Annotated in this window: 19 protein-coding genes; 9 read left to right on the forward strand and 10 right to left on the reverse strand. The window is 65.3% G+C overall.

Annotation, left to right across the window (positions count from 1 at the left end):
* Positions 1-3 precede the first annotated feature (3 nt).
* Positions 4-1,437 (forward strand): lipopolysaccharide biosynthesis protein, encoded by a 1,434-nt coding sequence (locus ACOYJQ_RS02970; RefSeq protein WP_433456208.1) that lies wholly within the window; start codon positions 4-6, stop codon positions 1,435-1,437.
* An 82-nt stretch (positions 1,438-1,519) separates the two neighbouring features.
* On the opposite strand, the gene ACOYJQ_RS02975 is transcribed toward ACOYJQ_RS02970, so the two are convergent.
* Positions 1,520-2,809 carry a polysaccharide biosynthesis/export family protein gene (locus tag ACOYJQ_RS02975; protein WP_433456210.1) on the reverse strand — a complete coding sequence of 430 codons (1,290 nt, stop codon included), beginning with the start codon at positions 2,807-2,809 and terminating at the stop codon, positions 1,520-1,522.
* A gap of 101 nt (positions 2,810-2,910) precedes the next feature.
* Complete coding sequence (locus ACOYJQ_RS02980) at positions 2,911-4,026, reverse strand: glycosyltransferase family 2 protein (protein WP_433456212.1); 1,116 nt, start codon at positions 4,024-4,026, stop codon at positions 2,911-2,913.
* A gap of 516 nt (positions 4,027-4,542) precedes the next feature.
* On the opposite strand from ACOYJQ_RS02980, the gene ACOYJQ_RS02985 reads away from it, so the two are divergent.
* A complete protein-coding gene (locus ACOYJQ_RS02985) occupies positions 4,543-6,507 on the forward strand; it encodes a hydrolase (protein WP_433456214.1) in 1,965 nt (654 codons plus the stop codon).
* A 151-nt stretch (positions 6,508-6,658) separates the two neighbouring features.
* Here the strand turns inward: ACOYJQ_RS02985 and ACOYJQ_RS02990 are convergent, their stop codons facing one another.
* From ACOYJQ_RS02990 to ACOYJQ_RS03000, 3 genes are all read right to left on the reverse strand, one after another.
* Positions 6,659-7,408 (reverse strand): hypothetical protein, encoded by a 750-nt coding sequence (locus ACOYJQ_RS02990; protein WP_433456216.1) that lies wholly within the window; start codon positions 7,406-7,408, stop codon positions 6,659-6,661.
* A 515-nt stretch (positions 7,409-7,923) separates the two neighbouring features.
* Positions 7,924-8,868: a 4-hydroxybenzoate octaprenyltransferase gene (ubiA, locus tag ACOYJQ_RS02995; RefSeq protein WP_433456218.1), complete on the reverse strand. Its 945-nt coding sequence runs from the start codon at positions 8,866-8,868 to the stop codon at positions 7,924-7,926.
* A 1-nt stretch (position 8,869) separates the two neighbouring features.
* Positions 8,870-9,364 (reverse strand): hypothetical protein, encoded by a 495-nt coding sequence (locus ACOYJQ_RS03000; protein ID WP_433456220.1) that lies wholly within the window; start codon positions 9,362-9,364, stop codon positions 8,870-8,872.
* Between the two features lie 299 nt (positions 9,365-9,663).
* On the opposite strand from ACOYJQ_RS03000, the gene ACOYJQ_RS03005 reads away from it, so the two are divergent.
* Positions 9,664-10,431, forward strand: a complete 768-nt coding sequence (locus ACOYJQ_RS03005; protein WP_433456222.1) for a 16S rRNA (uracil(1498)-N(3))-methyltransferase — start codon at positions 9,664-9,666, stop codon at positions 10,429-10,431.
* 75 nt (positions 10,432-10,506) lie between these two features.
* On the opposite strand, the gene ACOYJQ_RS03010 is transcribed toward ACOYJQ_RS03005, so the two are convergent.
* The 5 genes from ACOYJQ_RS03010 to ACOYJQ_RS03030 all read right to left on the reverse strand — a co-directional run bounded on the left by ACOYJQ_RS03010 (position 10,507) and on the right by ACOYJQ_RS03030 (position 14,378).
* On the reverse strand, positions 10,507-10,923 hold the full coding sequence (locus ACOYJQ_RS03010; protein ID WP_433456224.1) for a VOC family protein: 417 nt from the start codon (positions 10,921-10,923) through the stop codon (positions 10,507-10,509).
* A gap of 50 nt (positions 10,924-10,973) precedes the next feature.
* Positions 10,974-11,393, reverse strand: coding sequence for an RNA polymerase-binding protein DksA (gene dksA / locus ACOYJQ_RS03015; RefSeq protein ID WP_433456226.1), 420 nt, complete (start codon positions 11,391-11,393; stop codon positions 10,974-10,976).
* A 161-nt stretch (positions 11,394-11,554) separates the two neighbouring features.
* On the reverse strand, positions 11,555-11,914 hold the full coding sequence (locus ACOYJQ_RS03020) for a gamma-butyrobetaine hydroxylase-like domain-containing protein (RefSeq protein WP_433456228.1): 360 nt from the start codon (positions 11,912-11,914) through the stop codon (positions 11,555-11,557).
* Positions 11,915-11,960: 46 nt separating this feature from the next.
* The gene (locus ACOYJQ_RS03025) at positions 11,961-13,082 is read right to left on the reverse strand and encodes a TRAP transporter substrate-binding protein (RefSeq protein WP_433456230.1); all 1,122 of its coding nucleotides are present in this window, start codon (positions 13,080-13,082) and stop codon (positions 11,961-11,963) included.
* Between the two features lie 171 nt (positions 13,083-13,253).
* Positions 13,254-14,378 carry an Mrp/NBP35 family ATP-binding protein gene (locus ACOYJQ_RS03030; RefSeq protein WP_433456232.1) on the reverse strand — a complete coding sequence of 375 codons (1,125 nt, stop codon included), beginning with the start codon at positions 14,376-14,378 and terminating at the stop codon, positions 13,254-13,256.
* 215 nt (positions 14,379-14,593) lie between these two features.
* On the opposite strand from ACOYJQ_RS03030, the gene ACOYJQ_RS03035 reads away from it, so the two are divergent.
* The 6 genes from ACOYJQ_RS03035 to ACOYJQ_RS03060 all read left to right on the forward strand — a co-directional run bounded on the left by ACOYJQ_RS03035 (position 14,594) and on the right by ACOYJQ_RS03060 (position 19,998).
* Positions 14,594-15,514, forward strand: a complete 921-nt coding sequence (locus ACOYJQ_RS03035) for an NAD(P)-dependent oxidoreductase (protein WP_433456234.1) — start codon at positions 14,594-14,596, stop codon at positions 15,512-15,514.
* 53 nt (positions 15,515-15,567) lie between these two features.
* The gene (locus ACOYJQ_RS03040) at positions 15,568-16,416 is read left to right on the forward strand and encodes a siderophore-interacting protein (protein WP_433456236.1); all 849 of its coding nucleotides are present in this window, start codon (positions 15,568-15,570) and stop codon (positions 16,414-16,416) included.
* A gap of 173 nt (positions 16,417-16,589) precedes the next feature.
* Complete coding sequence (gene cysE, locus ACOYJQ_RS03045; RefSeq protein WP_433456238.1) at positions 16,590-17,408, forward strand: serine O-acetyltransferase; 819 nt, start codon at positions 16,590-16,592, stop codon at positions 17,406-17,408.
* 165 nt (positions 17,409-17,573) lie between these two features.
* Positions 17,574-18,383, forward strand: coding sequence for an ABC transporter substrate-binding protein (locus ACOYJQ_RS03050; protein ID WP_433456240.1), 810 nt, complete (start codon positions 17,574-17,576; stop codon positions 18,381-18,383).
* A gap of 167 nt (positions 18,384-18,550) precedes the next feature.
* Positions 18,551-19,309, forward strand: a complete 759-nt coding sequence (locus ACOYJQ_RS03055) for an amino acid ABC transporter permease (protein WP_433456242.1) — start codon at positions 18,551-18,553, stop codon at positions 19,307-19,309.
* Positions 19,306-19,998, forward strand: coding sequence for an amino acid ABC transporter permease (locus tag ACOYJQ_RS03060; RefSeq protein WP_433456244.1), 693 nt, complete (start codon positions 19,306-19,308; stop codon positions 19,996-19,998). Before ACOYJQ_RS03055 ends, ACOYJQ_RS03060 begins: the two co-directional genes overlap by 4 nt.
* Positions 19,999-20,025: the final 27 nt, after the last annotated feature.

A 20,025-nucleotide genomic window follows, 5' to 3' on the forward strand; every position in this document is an offset into this window, starting at 1 on the left:
GCGATGAAGACCATAGCGGGGGCCGGTTGGCTGGTCCTGTCGCGTTTTCTGGGAAGATTTATCGATTTTATTGCCCTTATCGTTCTGGCGCGCATCCTGACGCCGGCCGATTTCGGCCTGACGGCGCTGGCGATGACGCTGATCGTCATCGTGGACATGGTGCTGGAGGTGCCCATCGTTCAGGCGCTGGTGCGGTTGCGGAGCTTCGACAAATCGCACCTGGATACGGGGTTCACCATCAGCCTGATGCGCGGCCTTCTCGTGGCGCTGATCGTGCTGGGGGCGGCATGGCCGTTCGCGCAGATCTACGGGGATGAGCGGCTCGTGCCGCTGCTGGCCGTTCTGGCGACCGCGCCGCTGGCGCGCAGTCTCATCAGCCCCGCCATGGCCCGCTTCGCCCGCGCGCTCAGCTTCCGCCAGTTGTTCATCGTCGAAACCAGCGGCAAGATCGTCGCGTTCGTCATCGCGGTGTCGGTCGTGTTTCTGGGCGGCGGCTACTGGGCGATCGTGATCAATACCGTCACATCCGCCGTGATGGCGATGATCGCATCCTATCTGCTCGCTCCCTACCGCCCCAGGCTCTCGCTATCGCGGTTTTCCGATTTCTCGCATTTCGCCGGCTGGTTCAGCGCGGCGCAGATCGTCTCCGCGCTCAACTGGCAGTTCGATCGCATGCTGCTCGGGCGCTTCGTGGATGCGGCGACCTTCGGCAAATACGTGCTGGCGAGCGACATGTCGGCTTTTCCGACGCAAAGCGTGATCGGTCCCGCGATGCAATCGGTAATGGCCGCCTTCTCCAACATCAACAACGATGCGCAGCGCTTGCGGCAGGCGTTCCTGAAGGCCGCCCGCTTCGTGATGCTGATTTCGGCCCCCGTCTGCATCGGCATATCGGTGACGGCGGATCTGGCCATCGAGATTCTTCTGGGCGCCAACTGGCTGGAGGCGAGCAAGATCCTGCAACTGCTGGCCATCGCGGTGCTGCCGGTGCCCTATTTTCAGGCGCTCTACTCGTTCAGCCTGGCCCTCAACCGGCCCGCGGTCATCTTGCAGATGAACGCAATCGATTTCGGGCTGCGGCTGCTGCTGATCTCGGCCGGCGTGTACTTCTTTTCGATCGACGGCGTGCTCTGGGCGCGGCTCGTCATCGCGGCGGCGATGTTCATCGTCTACCTGCTCTATGCGCGCCTGCTGTCCGGGATCGGCGTCGTGACGCAACTGGTCAACATGTGGAAGGTCGCGCTTGCGGTGCTGCTGATGGCGGAAGCGGCCCTTGCGTTGCGCGGTTTCCTCGCGCCGCTCGGCCTGGGGGCGCTCGTGGAACTGGCCGTCACCGCCGCCGCCGGCGCCGCCGTCTATGTTTGCGTCCTTCTGGCGTGCGGCGTGCGCGTGATGCGCGGGGAGGGGCGTTTCGCGCTGCACGATCGCTGGTGGTGAGGCGAGCAGGTGCGAACAATCCGGGGCAAAGGCCGATGAGTCAGGCGCATCGGCCTTTGGTGCCGCTCCGAAGCATGTCGCTCTATCGATCGATCGATCCGGCCTGTTGGCCCAGAATCCGGGAGGAGCGAACGGGCGCCTGCCGGAGGCTGACGTGCAGCACGTCTCCCGCCTGAAGGATGGCGTCGGTGCCCACATCCGACGATACCGCGCCCGATGTGGTCAGTCTCGTGATCGTGTAGGCGGGCACGAGCTTCGTATCGCCCGTCGCTTCCATCATGCGGGTCATGGCCGTCTCGTACAACCGGTTTACCGTCGTCCGGCGTTCCTTGCTCCGCTCGAGCTGGGTGCGCGTTTCCACCAGGCTGTCCAGCGCCTGCTTGCGGTAGCGCGCGGCCACGTCCACCGTGTCGCGCCGCGCGCGCGCCAGGCTTTGCTGCGCCCGGAGCTTGGCGAGCTGCGCGTCCAGCATCGAGCTTCGTATGTTGAGCTGCGAATTCTCCGCCGCGATCTGGCGGCTGGACACGGCAAGGCCGCGGCCCCGCAGGTCTGTCGTCACGGCGAGGTCCTGCGTGAACAGTTCGAGCTGGCGATCGAGCGAGAGGGCCTTTTCGTCCAGCGATTTCAGTTCCTGTGTGAGAAGCTGCTTCGATTGCTCGATTTCCCGCAGCTCGGCCGCCAGCGCGTTTCTGCTCGCCGTGAATCTCAGCGTCTCTTCCCGCATCGCGGTCTCGACACGCGGATCGTCGCCGCGCTCCGTCAATTCCTCGGGAAAGGAGATCGTCGTCTCCGTCTCGGCGGCTTCGGCCTCCAGCCGCGCCATCTGGGCTTCCAGCTTGATGAGCTCCCCGTCGAGCTGCCGCAACTCGCCCTGCGTGGTGATCGTCTCGCGCTCGACGCCGGCAATATCGGTGGAGCGCTCGAAGCCGTTGGCGACGCTGACCGCCTGCAACACGGTCATTCCGGGCTGGAACTCGTACTTGCCGGGCTGCTGCACCGCGCCCATGATGAAGAAGGGACGATAACGCGTCACCTCGACGGCGGCGGAGGGGGATTCGGCCAGATTGGCCGCCTGCTTCAGGCTTCCGCTGATGCTGCTCGCGAGTTCGGATGTCGTCTTGCCGGCGGCCGGCAACCGGCCGACGATCGGAATCGACACCATGCCGTCGGCCTCGACCAGAAACTCGCCGGTGAGCGGCGTCCATGCGTAGACTTCGCCGGTGTTGCGCCGCAACGAATGCACCCGTACCATGACGCGATCCTGCGGGCCGAGAAGGTAGCGCCCGTCTCCCGCGTCCACGGTTTCGGCGACGCCCGCTCCGGGCGCCAGTGCGATTCCGGCCGCGATAACGGCAAGGCGGGCAAATCTCATGCGTCTGTCTCCGGTGCGCAAGACCCGTATTTAAGGGGTCGGTATGATGCTCGAACGAATGGACGGGATGGGAACGTTATTCCGACGTGCATCCGCCCACCCTATTTCCTGATCACGGCGCTCAGCAGGCCGCCCATGGAGCGCTCGCCCGCGTTCAGGCGGTAGGCGAGCAGCGCCTGGGAGCGGCTGCTCGGCAGCAGCGACGCAATGATGTAAAAACCCGACATGACGCACTTGTTCTTCAACGGCATCGCCGTCTGCTTGTAGAGGGCGGTCAACAGCTCCGGCAACCCGGTGAGCGGCGGCCGCTCGCCGCGCGCGATGCTGGCGCAGAAATGGCGCTCAAGAAAGAAGAACATCTGCTGCGGCCTGGGCAGCTTGTCGCCCAGCCCCATGCGATCCAGTATGACACGCAGATGTTCCATCCGGTCGACGAAGCGCGTGGCGTGGCGTTCGAGGCGATCCGCGTCGGGCAGGCTGCCCAGCCCCGATTTGCCGCCGCCGTGGACGCGATAGCAGCCGAGTTCGTCCGGCAGGCTGACGACATCGCCCATGAACGGCGCCGCGAACAGGATGGCGCCGTCCACGCCGTCCTCGTATTCCGCCTCGCGCAGAATGTCGCAGAGGTCGCGCCGGAACACGTTCCCCGAGGTCGGGGGGCTTATGTAGGTGCCGCTGCGCAGGACCTGCGCAACGAGATCCTCGCGCGCGCGAAAGGCCTCAAGGGCAGGGAGGGCGGCGCCTGTCACCTTGCCGTCGGCGTCGATTCGCGTCAGCGAGAACTGCAACTTGGCGACGTCGGGGTCGAGATGGTCGAGAATCGCCGCGATCGAACCGGGCTTGAGCGTGTCGTCCGCATCGAGAAACAGCACGAACGGCGCCCGTGTCCGGTCCGCGCCGAACAGGCATGCCCCGACCTGCCCGGAATTGCGGATGCGGTAGGCCGTCACGCCGGAACGGGAGATGATGTCCCAGGAGGAATCGGTCGATCCGTCGTCGACCACGACAAGCTCGCAATCGTCGCGTTGTTGCGAAACGACGCTCTGGATCGCCTGCGCGATGTACTTTTCATAATTGTAGCAATTGATGACGATGGCGAGCCTGGGAGCGACAACGGGGGCATCCGTCAGCCGGACTTCCGCAAGAACCTCACGCGCAAGAACCTCACGCCCGGCCGGCCCGTTATCGGGGATGTCCTGTGAAAGTGCCGAAACCATGATGTTTTCCCTTTTCAAACCCTTATTCCACCGTCAGAACGTATCCTGATCGAGTTGAATCATTTGATTGATAAGAATTCTCTCAAAGTCAAAGACTTTTATAGCGTCATCCGAACCGGCGAAAACGCATGACGCCACATCGTCAGTTCCCGTCATCGGCCCAGGACCGCTCTCCACATGGCAGCGGATAAAAAACCCCGCTGGATCATGCCTGAAACAAGCATATCGAGCAATAGGGCGTGGCGTCTGGCCATGACGCGAACGTGCCGGCGAAGCCGCGTCAGCGTGCAGTGCACAATACCACAATTATGAGCCGATGATTTGATAAAAGATGAGATCGGACTTGAAATTCTCGTTTGCTCATGTCTATGGTCAAATAAAATCGAAGCCGTAACTTGTGATATCGGTTGTGGGTTGCGCGGTGGTCAAGAAGGAAAAAGATATTTTTTCCACATCTTTGTCACGATGCTTGGCACAGGCTATCGATAAGGGCGATCGACGGCGAAGGAGTATCGGGTGCTGCGGCGAAGCTTCGACGATCTCGGGAATCCTCTTTCCCGGACTGATCTGATCACGACGGACGTATTCGATACATTGCTGCTGCGCAGCGGAAAGTCGCGGCGGTCACGCATCGCGGCGGGCGAGGCGCGGTTCGCCCGCCTGTTGGCGGAGCGCGGTTCGCCCGTGCCGGCGGACGATCTGGTCCGGGCGCGGCTTCTCGCCGAGGATCTGTCCTACCGGGCTTTGAACATGGGCGGCGGAACGGGCGAGGTGCGTCTGGCGGACATCGTCGAGCGCCAGCTTGCGATGCTCGGCCTTGCCCCGTCTCTGGCGCAGGATCGCCTTGCGATCGAGATGGCGGTCGAGAAGACGGCCTTGTCCGCGAATGCCGCGCTGGCCGGGCGGTTGCGCCGGCAGCGGCAGGCGGGCATCCGGGTGGTGGCGGTGAGCGACACGGCGCTGTCTGCCGGGCAGGTCGGGGAACTGATCGATCATTTCCACGGCCCCGGCCTGCTCGATCGGGTTTATTCCAGCGCCGATGCCGGGCTCAGCAAGCGTCACGGCGGGCTGTTCTCCTTCGTGCTCGGGGCCGAAGGCGTCGAAGGCGCCCGCAGCCTGCATATCGGCGACGATCCGGAGGCGGATCGGCTCGTGCCGGAAAGGTTGGGCATTCCGACGATCCATGTTCCGAAGCCGCCGCTCAGGCGCTTCGTCTCGCGTGCCGACGGCGCCCTGACCGAGGGCGCCAGAAGGCTGCGCGGCCATATTGCGCCCGGCGGCGGCCGGATTGCCGCGACCGATGATCAGACCGCTTTCGGGCGAAGCGTGTTCGGCCCCATCGTGGCCGAGTTCTGCCTTCTTCTGTGGTTGTACGGCCAGCAGGCGAATGCGGACGGCAAAGCGGTCATGCTTTTCTGCGCCAGGGGCGGCATCGGCATCCGGGAGGCTTTTGAGAGGCTCGTGTCGGTGCTCGGCCTGCCGACGAACTTCCGGCGGGAAAATCTGCTCGTTTCGCGGCTCATCGCCGCCCGTTCCGCCATCGTCGTCCGCAGTCCCGCGGTGCTGGACGAACTGGGCCGCGAATTCAGGGGCTCCAGTTTCGCGGATGTCGCCAGCGCGCTCGGCGGGCGCAGCTTCGTCTTGCCGGCCGCCTGGCAGGAGCCTTTTGCGGCGGATAGCTTCTTTCCCCTGCTCGATACGGACGCGGGGGCGGAAGTCCTTGACGCCATCCGGGAGCAGAACGACCTTTTCGCGCGTCATCTGCAACAGGTGTGCGGTGATGCGACACGCATCATCCTGTGCGATACGGGCCTTTACGGCAGCACGCAGAAGTTGCTCGCCGCCGGATTTCCGGATCGCGATGTCGAGACCGTCCAGTTCGCCCGCTGCAATTACAAGGGCCTGAGCGAGGAGCATTTTCCCAAGGTCGCCGGTCTGGTGGTGGAGGAAAACCTCTATAACCCGTTCAAGGTCAGAACCGTTGTTCTGCGCTATTGGCAGATCATCGAGAGCCTCTTCGAGCCCGCCATTCCTTCCGTGCGGCATTTGCACGAGACGCCGGACGGCGCGATTGCCGGCAATTCCGGCGATATCCGCTATGGTGAAGTGGACCCGGCGGCGGGAAACCCGCTTCTGTCGGGCACATTGCAATATATCGGCGGCCTGAAAGACGCCGCCGCGCTGCTGCGCGATGCGGACAGGGCGTGGGCGAAGCTCAAGCAGGCCATCACCAACCCCGGCAAGGCGGATATGGCGGCGCTCGGCGTGGCGCCCCGCTCGGTCGACTTCGGCCGGGCCGGCCTCGTGCCGGTCGTCGCGTCCTCCGAAGGCGCCGGTCTCAGGCAAAAACTGATGTCGGTGAAATCGCAATTGTGGCGGGAAGGCTCCATCGCCAGGGATTTCCCCGTTCTGAAGCCGGCCTTGCTGGGCGCGCTTGAAACGGTTCACCTGCTGCGCGGCGTGTCCCGCCTCTTGCGCTGACTTCAGACCGGCCCTCGCCGGCTCGGCCCGACGCGCGCTTCATCCCGCCCGGAGCGGTTTGCGTTCAAGCCGATTGATCGCATTGAACGCAAGTTGCGGTAAAATATGGAATTGAGAGCGGCGTGACGATTCCACCTGAATGCACGCCACTTTAGGTTGCCGCCTCACCGCTGCGCCCGGTGCCGCGCGCCCGAATCGCCCGCTTCAGGCCGCTGTCGGCGTGCGGGTCGGCATAGTGCAGCAGCGCCGTGGCGCGGATCTCATCGGCGTCGCAGGGCTCGTTCGTGTGCAGGGAACGGTAGCCCCAGAAAAAATACAGGTTGCCGGGCTTCAGTTCGAGGCTGATCATCTTCCCGATATGGCGCTTGTAGGCTTCCCTGAACACGATCTGCGAAAGCCGGTTGTCGACGAGCAGCTTGTCGAGCAGGTTGAGACCGTAGGAACTCCTGATGCGCCGCAACTTCGGCAGGATGATCAGATTGCCCCTGCTGCCGTGAGACGGCATCGTGATCGGTATGAGCAGGGTCAGGACGTAGGAATCGTAGTGGAAGCGCCAGGAATGGAGCCGGGCCTGCTCGCCGGAAAGGCAGCGCAGAATCTGATAGAACTCCACCGCCGGCGCGGATGCGCCCGTCGCCTGCGTGTAGATGGCCTGGCATAATTCGGTCAAGCGGGGATCTTCGGCAATCTTTTCAAGAAACGTGCCGGTCAGATCCTTTCCGCCGTTGAATCCGACATATTCGCCGCCGTTTTTCTCCACTGCCTGACGAACGAATTCTTGTGCTTTTTGAAGTTCTGCGGGGTTTACGAAGTTTTCTACTACCGCATAGCCGTCTTCATCTATATGTCCGGTAATATCCAGCGCGTTCAGTACGGGCATAGGCATCGCGATTTCGCTCATGGGCCACCTGTCATGTTGCCGATCCGTGCGTATGATCCCGAATGTCGTTTGCGGGGCGACGTCGAATATATGATACTATTTTATGACGTCCTTTCAATGACTGTCAATCGTCATCAAACATTAGATATATTCTACTCATTCATCTGCCATTATGCGAATTTGCACATTCAAGTATCGACGATGTTTTTATAAGTTTGAATATTATACGGTATTCACTGGGGCTTGCGTTGCTTTCGAGGCTGCCATGCAGCATTCGCGTGCCTCGGCAACCGGACGGCATGAGGCGTGTCGCGACGCTCGCGCTCCGCTCAAACGGGATCGTTTGAACGATTGAAACAGGGCATATTCCGGTGTTTTCAGATCATGGAAGGTTGGAGCGCCGATTTCACGAACTGGACGCGTTCGCGCTACCATGGAGCGGGATGCGGTCAGGTCGAGGCGCCATCCCGCTCTCAATTTCACGTTTTACCGCAACTTGCGTTCAATGCGATGGATCGGCTTGAACGCAAAGTGCTCTAGGCGGCGCGCAGGATGGTGTCGGCGGCGATGCCGATGAAAAGCAGCACGCCGGCCTCGCGGTTCGATTTGAACAGCCGCAGCGCCAGATCGCCATCCGCGGGATCGAGGGATTTTACCTGCCATGCGAGGTGCGCCGCGAACAGAGCCAGCCCGGCATAGGCGGCGTGTCCCGCGCCGGCAAAGATCAATGCGCCCGATAGCAGCAGCACAGTGATGACATAGCAGACCGCGATGCCTTCCCACACGCGCGTGCCGAACAGGCGGGCGGAAGACTGGATGCCGGCAATGGCGTCGTCCTCGATATCCTGTAACGCATAGATCGTGTCGTAGCCGATGGTCCACACGATGGCGGCCGCGTAAATGAGAAAGGCCGGCGCTCCGAGGCCGCCGGTGATCGCCGACCAGCCCACGAGCCCGCCCCATGCGAAGGCGAGCCCGAGCACGAGCTGCGGGATCGGCATGATCCGCTTCATGAACGGATAGGCGACGACGATGACCAGCGAACCGAAGCCGAGCAGGATCGTGGAGGGATTGAACTGCAACAGCACGCACAGGCCGAGCAGGCAGAGCCCGGCCATGAACAGAAGCGCCTGCTTCACGCTGACCTGCCCGGCGGGGAGCGGCCGGTGGCGCGAACGCGCCACCTGCGCGTCGAGGTCGCGGTCCACGATGTCGTTATAGGTCGTGCCCGCGCCGCGCATGGCGACCGTGCCGACGATGAACAACATCAGGTGCCACACGTTCGGATAAAGCCCCAGCGTGCCGGACGCGAGCGCCGACGACCACCAGCACGGCAGCAACAGCAGCCAACTGCCGATCGGACGCTCGACCCGCGCGAGGCGCAGATAAGGCCGCCACGGAGCGGGCGCATGCCGGTCGACCCAATTGTCGGGCCGCGCATCCGGCAATGGGGGATCGGCGGGCAGTTCGGCGCGGCTCATGTCACAGCGCGCCTTGCGGAATTCTCATCTGGCCCGTCACCGGATCGCCGGCGTTGCCGCCGAGCATCGGCGATTGCTGGCTCTGCTGGCGCTGGACCTCGCGCGCCCGCTTCTCCATGGCGGCCTGCTGGGTTGCGGCCTTGCACGCCTGCCCGCGGATTTGCGACGCCTTGGCGTTGTCCGCCTTGAAACCCTGAATGAACTGGTCGGGGATCTGGCACCAGTCCTTGTTGGTTTCAAGCCATTTCAGCGTGGCGTTGCCGTTCGACACGAGATTGCCGAAGAGCGAACAGGCGCTTTTCGCATCGGGACGCTTGCCGAGCTTGTTGATGCGGCCGACAAGCTTCTTGCGGTCTTCCAGATAGGTCGAAATCTTCTCGCAGCTCGAAGTCTGGGCATGGGCAACCTGCATGCTTCCCCCGACGAGAGAGGCTGTGGACAGCACGATGGCGAAGACCGTCCCGATCCGTGCGCAAACGATAGCGGATCGCATCATATTTCACTCTCTCCAATCATGATCTGCACGATCGATTAACGAATCGCTCCCGCAAAGCCAACCGGCTTCGATCATCATACCCCGTTTTCAGTGGCGGATGATGCCGCCCGCCATTTCCGCGCCGGGTGGCGGTCGCTCGCCCCGAGGGGTTACGATATGCTGCAATAAGGATAACATAGGTTTTATGCGCCGTCAGGCAATAGACTATTACGTGAGTTTGCCGGCTTCGCTCTATACGGGCGGTTTGTTTCGTTTCGTCGCCGGCGCGCCGCGCCGGTTGCGTTCAGCAGGGTTTCATCTTGACAGATCACGATTTTTCCGCACCGCGGCTTTTCATTCCGGCGGCGATTTCGGCCGGCGCGACCATTGCGCTCGACAAGGCGCAGGCGAATTATCTCGGCAACGTGCTGCGTCTGTCGGCCGGCGACACAGTGCTGATCTTCAACGGGCGCGACGGCGAGTGGGCGGCGCGGGTGGAACAGGGCGGCCGCAGGGTCGTCGGGCTGATGCCGGAGCGGCAGGTGCGCCCGCAGCCGGCGGCGCCGGATCTGGTCTATCTGTTCGCGCCGCTGAAGCACGCGCGGCTCGATTACATGGTGCAGAAGGCGGTGGAAATGGGCGCGGGCGTGCTGGCCCCCGTGCTGACGCGGCGCACGCAGGTCGCCCGCGTCAATCTGGAGCGCATGGAGGCCAATGCCGTCGAGGCGGCCGAACAGTGCGGCATCCTCGCCGTGCCGGCGGTGCGCGAGCCCGTGCGCCTCGACGATGCGCTGGCGCAGCTCGAGCCTGAAAGGCTGCTCGTGTTCTGCGACGAGGGCGCGCCGGTGGCCGATGCGATCGCGGCGCTGACCCAGGCGGAAGGGCGCGCGCGGGAAGCGGGCATCGCCGTGCTCATCGGCCCCGAAGGCGGTTTCGATCCGGCGGAGCGCAATCTGATCCTCGCCCGTCCGCGTACCCTTCGCCTGTCGCTCGGTCCGCGCATCCTGCGCGCGGATACGGCAGCCGTTGCGGCGCTCGCCGTCGTGCAGGCGGCGCTGGGCGACTGGAATGCGTCCGTTTCCGAGTGAAGCGCGGAAACGCCATAACATTTTGATTCCGCGCGCTGTCGTCACGCAAAGCGGATGCCGCTTTGCGTGAAGGCTTCAGGCGAAGCGCCCCGCCTTTTCGATGACCTCGATCTTGTAGCCATCGGGGTCCTGGATGAAGAAGAAGCGGGCGAGCGGCGCGCCGCCATGTTCCAGCGCGCGAACCGGTCCCGGCGAGAGGCCGGCGGCGTCCAGGCGCGCGCGTTCCGCATCCGGATCCGCCACGACCACGGCGAGATGGCCATAGCCGTCGCCGAGCGCATAAGGTTCCGTGCGGCCGTGGTTGACCGTCAGTTCGAGTTCGAAGGCGGTCGCGTCGTTGCGCAGGTAGATCAGGGTGAAATCGTCGAAGACGAGCCTGTCCACCGGCCGCAGGCCGAACGCCGTTTCATAGAAGGCCAGCGAACGATCCGCGTCGAGCACGCGCACCATCGCATGCGCGAGCCTTGCGGGCGTATCCTGATTCGTCGCCATGACGGTTGCTCCATTACGGTGCGGCGGCCGCGAAAGGCCCGGCCGGCGCGTCAATCGTCGCGGTGCACGCGCTCGTGGCGCTCGTGGCGCTCCTGCGCCTCGATGGAGAGGGTCGCGATGGGGCGCGCCTCGAGGCGCTTCAGCGAGATCGGCTCGCCCGTTTCCTCGCAATAGCCGTAGGTGCCGTCATTGATGCGTTCGAGAGCGGCGTCGATCTTGGAGATCAGCTTGCGCTGGCGGTCGCGGGCGCGCAGCTCGATCGAGCGGTCGGTTTCCGACGATGCGCGGTCGGCGATATCGGGGTGGTTCTCGCTCTCGCTTTGCAGCGCAAGAAGGGTCTCGCGGCTTTCACGCAGGATATCGTCCTTCCACGCCAGAAGCTTGCGACGGAAATACTCCCGTTGCCGGTCGTTCATGAACGGCTCGTCTTCCGTCGGACGATAGCCTTCGTCAATCAGCGTATCAGACATGCGCGGCTAATGCTCTTCACATTCGATAGCGCCAGGACCATTCCGTGGCTGCGCCTATATAACGGCACGGCGGGCATCCGACAACGTTCTTGAACGTTATCTTTCTGTCGTGATCGGCCACGCGCGGTGCGGGCCTGCGCGAAGCCTCCGGCCTTCGGTGTTCAGCGCGGGTCGCGCGACAGATTCTTCGCGCCGAGTTCCGCGAGATAGGCCTGCCACCGCGCCGCCTGATCGCTGCCGAGTTCGTGGAGATAGTCCCAGGTATAGATGCCGCTGGCGTGCAGGTCGTCGAACACCAGCCGCACCGCGTAGCGGCCGACGGGCTCGATGCCGAGAATGGCGACGTCGCGCTTGCCGGCGACGGTGATCGCCTGTCCGGGGCCGTGGCCGCGCACCTCCGCCGAGGGGCTCGATACGCGCAGATATTCGGCCGGAAGCCGGAACACCGCGTCGTCGAAGGCGACGGCGAGCGTCGCGCGGTCGCGGGAGAGGCGCAATTCGCTGGGCCAGTGGCTTGGCATCGGTCGTTTCCCGTGATTGGCGTCCGCCCGCGCGGTGGGCCTGTGCTTACCCTTGGGCGCGCGCCCGGATCATGAAGTTGTCATACGTATATTCCGCCACCTGCCACCAGAGATAGGCGTCGGTGCGGAAAATCCTGACGGAATCGTACAGCGTCCGAAAATCGGCGTTGTCCGCGCCGATGGCGCCGGCGAGCGATTCGGTCGCCTTGAGAAATTCCGTCAGCACGGCTTGCGGCATCGGCTTGAGTTTCGCGCCGCTGGCGACGAGCCTCTTGATGGCGGGCGCGTTGCGGGCGTCATAGGCGGTTTGCACGCTGTCGCGCGCACGAACCGCCGCAGCCGTCAATGCCGCCTGATGCCGGCGGGGCAGGGCGTCCCACGCCTGCGCGTTGACGAGATAGCTCAGTTGCGACGTGCCTTGCCAGCCGGGATAGTAATAAAAAGGCGCGGCCTTGTGCAGCCGGAGCTTCTCGTCGTCATAGGGGCCGCTCCAGAGGGCGGCGTCGATGCGCGATTGTTGCAGGGCCGCCGCCAGCCCGGCCGGGTGAACCGGCTGCGGCACAGCGCCGAATCGCGCGAGCATGGCGCCGCCGAGCCCCGGCACGCTGGCGCGCAGGCCGGCGATATCCGCGAGGCCGTTGATCTCGCGCCGGAACCAGCCGCCGGTGAGCGCGCCGGTATCCCCGCCCGGCAGAAGGCGCACGCCATGGCGGCGATAGCTGTCGTTGAGCAACTCCAGCCCGTGCTGATGCAGCAACCAGGCGTTGAACTGCCGCGCGTTCGGGCCGAAGGGCAGGCCCGCGCCGATGGCGAACACCGGGTCCCGGTCGGCGTAGAGCGCCGTCGAGGTATAGCCGATCTGCGCCCGGCCCTCGCGCGCGGCGTCGAGCGCGATCGCCGCCTGCGTCCCGCCCTTCGCCGTCTCGCTTTTGGCGATCTCGATGCGGAAGGCGCCGTCCGTGATGTCGGCAAGGGCCGTGGCCAGTGTTTCCGCGCCGGCGCGGGGGATGTCGAGCGCGTCGGGAAAGTCCGACACCAGCCGCCAGACGAGCGGGCCGGTCGCCTTCTCGGTCTGCGCCTTGCCGTCCCGCGTCTGCGCCGCGGCCGGCAGGGGGGCTGTCGCGGCGGCGGCAAGGCCCGCGGCCTGCAGGAAGTGGCGTCGCTTCATGGCTGTCGTCTCCTCGTCCGCGTCAGCAATATCAGCCAGTGTCTGGAGCAGTTTGCGTTCATGTCGATTTATCGGCCCGAACGCAAGTTGCGGGGAATAGGGAATTTGGAGCGGCGTCACGATTCCACCTGAATGCACGCCGCTCTGACCGGATGCGAACGGCGCCACCCGTCACCGTTCGATGACGATGCGCGGCGGCGGGCGCTGCGCGGCCTCCAGACCCTCCGCCACCCGGCGGGCGATGGCGAGATAGGCCGCCGCGTGCGGCCCGTCGGGCGACGAGGCGACGACGGGATTGCCGGCGTCCGACGTGGCGCGGATCGTCATATCGAGCGCGATCTCGCCGAGGAAGGGAACGCCGCGGCGCAGCGCCTCGTCCCGCGCGCCGCCGTGGCCGAAGATGTCGGACCGCTCGCCGCAGTGCGGACAGATGAAATACGACATGTTCTCGACGACGCCGAGCACCGGCACCGCGACCTGCTCGAACATGGCGACGCCCCGGCGCGCGTCGATCAGCGCGAGGTCCTGCGGCGTGGAGACGATGACCGCGCCCGACAGCGGCACCGTCTGCGCCATCGTGAGCTGCGCGTCGCCGGTGCCGGGCGGCATGTCGACCACCAGCACGTCGAGATCGCCCCAGGCGACCTCATGCAGCATCTGCCGCAGGGCGGACATCACCATCGGCCCGCGCCAGATCATCGCCGCCTCCTGATCGACGAGAAAGCCGATGGACATCAGCCTGACGCCGAGCGCCTCGATCGGCTTGAGCGTGCGCCCGTCCACCGCGTCGGGCTTGCGGTCGGCGACGGCGAAGAGCTTCGGCAGCGAGGGGCCGTAGATGTCGGCGTCGAGAATGCCTACCTTGCGGCCGAGCCGCGCCAACGCCAGCGCCAGATTGGCGGCGGTGGTGGATTTGCCGACGCCGCCCTTGCCGCTGGCGACGGCGATGATGTGCCGCACGCCCGGCACGCCCGCCTTCGTGGTGGCGGCTTGCGCGCGCGGGCCGGGCTGTCGCCCGCCGCCCGCCGGCGGGGCGGACGCGCTTTCGCCCGTCAGCGAGACGATGGCGCCGGAAACGCCCGGCACGGCCCGCGCGGCGTTCTCGGCGGCGAGCCGCAGCGGTTCGAGCCCGGCGGCGCGCGCGGCGTCGACCTGGATGGAGAAGTAGACCTTGCCCTTGTGCACGACGATTTCCGACAGCGCGCCGGAACGCGGCAGGGGCGTGCGGCCGTCGGGGCCGGGAACCGCCGCCAGCGCGGCGAGGATGCTGTCCGTCGTCGGTTCCTGAGTCGCCATGCATTCCATCCGTTTCCTGTGGCCCCGTTTTCGCCGTTGCGGCCATGCGGCAAACCGGCGGTGACAGGGGGCGAAATTCCGGCCTATTATCCGCGCGGGGCGGATTGGCAAATCGCCGCCCTTGGAAGCATGGACGGCAGCCGCGCGCAAGGACCCTCTCCGGTCGCGAGCGGGCGCTCTCCTCATCATGGTAGCGGTGCAGAAGGAAAAACGAAATGACGCAGGCAGCAGTCGCAGGGGATGCGCGGACAGAGGGTTCGCCGGTAAAGGTAGCCTTTCTCGGCCTTGGCGTCATGGGTTTTCCGATGGCGCGTCATCTCGCGGTCGCCGGGCACAACGTCGTCGTCTACAACCGCACGCCGGCGAAGGCGCAGACGTGGGTGAGCGAAAACGGCGGACGCGCCGCGCCGACCCCGCGCGAGGCGGCGGCGGGGCGCGACATCGTTTTCGCCTGCGTGGGCAATGACGACGACCTGCGCGCCGTCGCGACGGGCGCGGACGGGGCCTTCGCCGGGCTCGCGCGCGGCGCGCTGTTCGTCGATCACACCACGGCATCGGCGGCGGTGGCGCGCGAACTGGCGCAGATCGCGGCGCCGCTGGGCGTCGGCTTCATCGACGCGCCCGTCTCGGGCGGGCAGTCGGGCGCGGAGAGGGGCGCGCTGACCGTGATGTGCGGTGGCGCACAGGACGATTTCGCCCGCGCCGAGCCGGTGATCCGCGCCTATGCGCAGGCGGTGCGTCTGCTGGGGCCGGCCGGCAGCGGGCAACTCGCCAAGATGGTCAACCAGATCTGCATCGCCGGTGTGGTGCAGGGGCTGGCCGAGGCGGTTCACTTCGGCAAGCGCGCCGGTCTCGACATCGACGCCGTCATCGCCACCATCTCGAAGGGCGCGGCGCAATCGTGGCAGATGGAAAACCGGGCCGGGACGATGGCGAAAGGGGAATTCGATTTCGGGTTCGCCGTCGACTGGATGCGCAAGGATCTGGCCATCTGTCTCGACGAGGCGCGCCGCAACGGCGCTCACCTGCCGCTCACGGCGCTCGTCGACCAGTTCTATTCCGAGGTACAGGGGCTGGGCGGGGCGCGTTGGGACACGTCGAGCCTCATCGCCCGGCTGGAGCGGAAGCCCGCCTGACCGGCAAACGCTCCGCAGCGGCAGGCGGCGGCAATGAAAGGCGTCATCGGATCATGACTGGTATCGGAGAAACGGCGGCCGGCGCTTCGTCGGCGCGTCATCGCGTCGAGCGCGTCCGCCACGGGCTTCGCATTCGCCTCGCCACCGTGCGGGCGGCGCGGCTGCTGACGCCGCGCATGGTGCGCGTCACGCTGGGCGGCGAGGAACTGGCCGGCTTTCACAGCGGCGCGCATGACGATCACGTCAAACTGTTCTTCCCGCGTGCGGGAGAGGCGTTGCCGATCCTGCCGACCGTTACGGCGGAAGGCCGCGTTCTCGTCGACGAGAACGCCCGGCCGACGGCGCGCGACTACACGCCCCGCCGCTTCGACGCCGCGACGGGCGAACTCGACATCGATTTCGCGCTTCACGAGACGGGACCGGCGAGCGACTGGGCGCGGACGGCCGAACCCGGCAAGACGATCGGCATCGCAGGTCCGCGCGGCTCCTTCGTCGTGCCGGACGATTTCGACTGGTATCTCTTCATCGGGGACGAAACCGCCTGGCCGGCGATCGGCCGCCGGCTGGACGAACTGCGGCCCGGCGTTTCCGTCACCGTGCTCGCGGAGGTCGCCGACAGTGCCGAGGAACAGGCCGTCCCCGAGCGGTCGGGGCTCGATCTGCGCTGGCTGCATCGCGGGGCCGGTGCGCATGCGGGAGATGCCGGGCTGCTTGAGGCGGCGGCCGCGGCATTCGTCGCGCCGGCCGGGGAGGGCTACGTCTGGATCGCAGGCGAATCCACGGTCGCCAGGCGGCTGCGCGATCATTTCATCGCGGAACGCGGCCATCCCAGGGCCTGGCTGAAGGCTTCCGGCTATTGGAAGCGCGGCGCCGCCAACGTGCATGAAGAGCATGACGATTGATCCGCCGTCCTCGCCGCAAAGATTCCTGGCGGGCGGAGGAAGGCCATTGTCTGTCGGAATAATAGTATATAAAATCTACAGACAATTAATTATCGTCGCAGGCGGCATCGCCTGAAAGGGTGGATCGGGATGATGGGGATCACGACAAGATTTTCCGCCGCGGGCGAACGGCCATGAGCGCCGAGGCGCGGGCGGCCAGGCCGCAGGTGACTGATTGGCTCTGGCGCAAGGTCCGGTCGGAAGCGCAGGATGTCGTCCGGCGGGAGCCGGAGCTGTCCACCGTCGTCTATGCCTCCATTCTCGGCCATCTCACGCTGGAGGAGGCGCTCGCCTACCGCATCGCCCAGCGGCTGGACCGGGGCATGGTGTCGGCGGAGCTGATTCGGGCGGCATACATCGAGGCCCTGCGGGAAGACCCGGATATCAAGCTGGCTTTCCGGGCCGATCTCGTGGCGGTTATCGAGCGCGATCCGGCCGTGGGGCGCTACATCGATGCGATGCTTTACTTCAAGGGCTTTCACGCCATCGAGGCGCACCGGCTGGCGCATTGGCTATGGAAGAACGGGCGGCGCGATTTCGCCCGCCACCTGCAAAGCGTCGCCTCCGAGGTGTTCCAGACCGACATCCATCCGGCGGTGCGGCTGGGGCGCGGCATCTTCCTCGATCATGCCACGGGTTTCGTGGTCGGCGAGACGGCGGAAATCGCCGATAACGTGTCGATCTTGCAGGGCGTGACGCTGGGGGGCACCGGCAAGGGGCTGGGCGATCGCCATCCCAAGGTGCGCAGCGGCGTGCTCATCGGCGCGGGCGCGAAAATTCTCGGCAATATCGAAGTGGGCGAGCGCGCGCGCGTCGGCGCGGGCGCCGTCGTGCTGTCGTCCGTGCCGCCGCGCACCACCGTGGCCGGCAGCCCGGCCCGCGTCGTCGGCTCGGCGGGCGCGGACGAACCGTCGCAGGCGATGAACCAGATGTTTTACGACGTGGGGCTGTAAGGCCGCGCGCCAAAAGACGCGTGCATCTGTAAAATTCTATAAATACCATAGGATAATTGACTTTATGGGGCGGGGCGTTCAATATCCCTGCTGTTCATGGTTGCGCGGCGCCGTGGCGGGCGATCCCGCCGGTTGCGGCGTGACGGTAACGTTGAGGGAAGAATCATGAAGCTCGGTGCACTTGTTCTGCTGGCTGCGGTTTTCCTGGGCGGCGCGGCGCATGCCGATCGGCTGGACGATATCAAGAAGGCCGGCGTCCTGCGCGTGGCTGCCTTCGACAGCAATCCGCCTTTCGGCTATGTCGACGAGAAAACCCGCCAGATCGTCGGGCTCGATGTCGATTATGCGAAGGCGTTCGCCGACAAGCTCGGCGTGAAGCTCGAAATCCGGCCGACGAATCCCGCCAACCGCATTCCGCTGCTGACGTCGGGCAATGTCGATCTCGTGCTCGCCAATTTCACGATCACGGAAGAGCGTGCGAAGCAGCTCGATTTCAGCATCCCCTATTTCTCCTCCGGCCAGCAGTTCCTCGCCAAGAAGGGCGTGCTGAAATCCGCCGACCAGCTCAACAGCCTGCGCATCGGCGCGGACAAGGGCACGACGAACGAGATCGTGCTGCGCCGCGACTATCCCGGCGCAACCATCATCGCCTATGACGACACGCCTTTCGCCTTCACGGCGCTGCGCAACGGCAACGTCCAGGCCATCACGCAGGACGGCCCCAAGCTCGTCGGCCTGCTCGCCAATGTGCCGGACAAGGAAAACTACGAGATCCCTCCGTTCACCATCTCCGACGACTACATCGGCGTCGGCGCTCCGAAGGGAGAGGAGCGGCTCGTCGCATTCGTGAACGAGACGTTGACGGAACTCGAAGCCTCCGGCAAGGCGCAGCAGATCTATGACGCCTGGTTCGGCCCCGATACGAAGACGCCGCTGCCGCGCCTGTTCAAGATCGGCGACAAGGCCGGCAAGTAACCTTCATTCCCCCGTTCCGGAGCCGCGCGGGCTGCTTTCCGCGCGGTTTCTTCGTTATCCGCATCCTGTACGATCCCTCCGGCGTTCGAAAACATCCGGTCTCACGATATCCGGCGGCGCGTAGTCCGCCATGTCGGGTGCAGCGGCTTTCAAGGAAGCGTTCGACCATGAGCCTATCGGTCTTCGGACTGGCGCCGGTTTACGTGGAATGGCTCCTGTGGGGTTTTGCCGTCACGCTGCTTCTGTCGGCGGCGGCATGCGCGGCGGCGACGCTGGGCGGCATTCTGCTCTGTGCCGCGCGCATCAGCCCGCTGCGCGTGTTCAACCTGCCCGCCCGCATCTATCTTGCCGTGTTTCGCAACACGCCCCTGCTGGTGCAGATCTTCTTCTGGTATTTCGCCGGCTCGGCGGTTTTTCCGGCTCCCTTGCTGGAGTGGTTCAACACGCCCCACACGGTCGCGCTCGGCTTCGCGGGGCAGACGTGGCTGTCGTTCCGCCTGCCTTCGTTCGAGTTCTGGGCCGGATTTACGGCGCTCTCGTTCTACACGACGGCTTTTGTCGCGGAGGAGTTCCGCTCCGGGTTGCGCGCCGTGCCCGAGGGGCAGCGCGAGGGCGGCGCTTCGCTGGGTCTGTCTCCGTCCCTCGTCTTCATGCTGATCGTCATTCCGCAGGCCGTGCGCCACGCCTTCGCGCCGCTGCTCGGCCAATACATGAACGCGGTGAAGAACTCGTCGCTCACCATGGCGATCGGCGTGGCCGAACTGTCCTACGCCTCCAGGCAGGTCGAGACCGAGACCTTCCAGACCTTCGAGGCGTTCGGCATTGCGACCGTTCTCTACATCGTCGCGGTCGCGGCGATCGAAGGCGTGGGCGAACTGGTGCGGCGCCGGCGCGAGCGTAAATACGGCCGGGGGGCGCTGACGTGAATTTTGACGTGGTGCTGAACAATCTGCCCTACCTGCTGTGGGGGGCGTGGCCGGACGGCCCCATCGGCGGCGCGGCGCTGACCTTGTGGCTGAGCGTGCTCTCGGGCGTGGCGTCGGCGGTGCTCGGGCTCGTGCTGGGCGTCGGCCTGTTCATGGCGCGCGGCGCGCTTCACACGGGGCTTGTCCTGTTTCTCGGCTTCTTCCGCGCGATCCCCGTGCTGATGCTGATCTTCTGGACCTATTTCCTGCTGCCGGTGGTGCTCGGTTTTTCGGTGCCGGAACTGTCGACCGTGGTTTGCGCGCTTGCGCTCATCGGCGGCGCCTATCTGGCGCACGGCGTCGCGGCGGGCCTGCACAGCGTCGGGCCGGGACAATGGGAGGCCGGCATCTCGCTCGGTCTCGGCCGCTGGCGCGTGCTGGGGCTGATCATGCTGCCCCAATCGCTGCGCCGCATGGCGCCGTCCTTCGTCAACCAGTGGATTTCGCTGATCAAGGATACGTCGCTCGCCTATGTCATCGGCGTGCCGGAGCTGTCTTTCGTCGCGACCCAGGTCAACAACCGCGCGATGGTCTACCCGGCCGAGGTATTTCTGTTCGTCGCGCTCGTCTACTTCGTCATCTGCGGCGCGCTGGATCTCGTGGCCAATGCGATCGCGGGCGAGAGCGATCCCGGGCGCCGCAGCCGCTAACGCGGGATGCATTCAAGCGGAATGCGT

Origin of the sequence: Pseudochelatococcus sp. (assembly GCF_050946405.1) — a bacterium.
Classification (GTDB): domain Bacteria; phylum Pseudomonadota; class Alphaproteobacteria; order Rhizobiales; family Beijerinckiaceae; genus Pseudochelatococcus.

Bases quoted from the DNA above. Each gene is read 5' to 3' on its own strand.
- ACOYJQ_RS02970 (WP_433456208.1), top strand. From the start codon at position 4: ATGAAGACCATAGCGGGGGCCGGTTGGCTGGTCCTGTCGCGTTTTCTG.
- ACOYJQ_RS02975 (WP_433456210.1), bottom strand. From the start codon at position 2,809: ATGAGATTTGCCCGCCTTGCCGTTATCGCGGCCGGAATCGCACTGGCG.
- ACOYJQ_RS02980 (WP_433456212.1), bottom strand. From the start codon at position 4,026: ATGGTTTCGGCACTTTCACAGGACATCCCCGATAACGGGCCGGCCGGG.
- ACOYJQ_RS02990 (WP_433456216.1), bottom strand. From the start codon at position 7,408: ATGAGCGAAATCGCGATGCCTATGCCCGTACTGAACGCGCTGGATATT.
- ubiA (WP_433456218.1), bottom strand. From the start codon at position 8,868: ATGAGCCGCGCCGAACTGCCCGCCGATCCCCCATTGCCGGATGCGCGG.
- ACOYJQ_RS03000 (WP_433456220.1), bottom strand. From the start codon at position 9,364: ATGATGCGATCCGCTATCGTTTGCGCACGGATCGGGACGGTCTTCGCC.
- ACOYJQ_RS03010 (WP_433456224.1), bottom strand. From the start codon at position 10,923: ATGGCGACGAATCAGGATACGCCCGCAAGGCTCGCGCATGCGATGGTG.
- dksA (WP_433456226.1), bottom strand. From the start codon at position 11,393: ATGTCTGATACGCTGATTGACGAAGGCTATCGTCCGACGGAAGACGAG.
- ACOYJQ_RS03020 (WP_433456228.1), bottom strand. From the start codon at position 11,914: ATGCCAAGCCACTGGCCCAGCGAATTGCGCCTCTCCCGCGACCGCGCG.
- ACOYJQ_RS03025 (WP_433456230.1), bottom strand. From the start codon at position 13,082: ATGAAGCGACGCCACTTCCTGCAGGCCGCGGGCCTTGCCGCCGCCGCG.
- ACOYJQ_RS03030 (WP_433456232.1), bottom strand. From the start codon at position 14,378: ATGGCGACTCAGGAACCGACGACGGACAGCATCCTCGCCGCGCTGGCG.
- ACOYJQ_RS03035 (WP_433456234.1), top strand. From the start codon at position 14,594: ATGACGCAGGCAGCAGTCGCAGGGGATGCGCGGACAGAGGGTTCGCCG.
- ACOYJQ_RS03040 (WP_433456236.1), top strand. From the start codon at position 15,568: ATGACTGGTATCGGAGAAACGGCGGCCGGCGCTTCGTCGGCGCGTCAT.
- cysE (WP_433456238.1), top strand. From the start codon at position 16,590: ATGAGCGCCGAGGCGCGGGCGGCCAGGCCGCAGGTGACTGATTGGCTC.
- ACOYJQ_RS03050 (WP_433456240.1), top strand. From the start codon at position 17,574: ATGAAGCTCGGTGCACTTGTTCTGCTGGCTGCGGTTTTCCTGGGCGGC.
- ACOYJQ_RS03055 (WP_433456242.1), top strand. From the start codon at position 18,551: ATGAGCCTATCGGTCTTCGGACTGGCGCCGGTTTACGTGGAATGGCTC.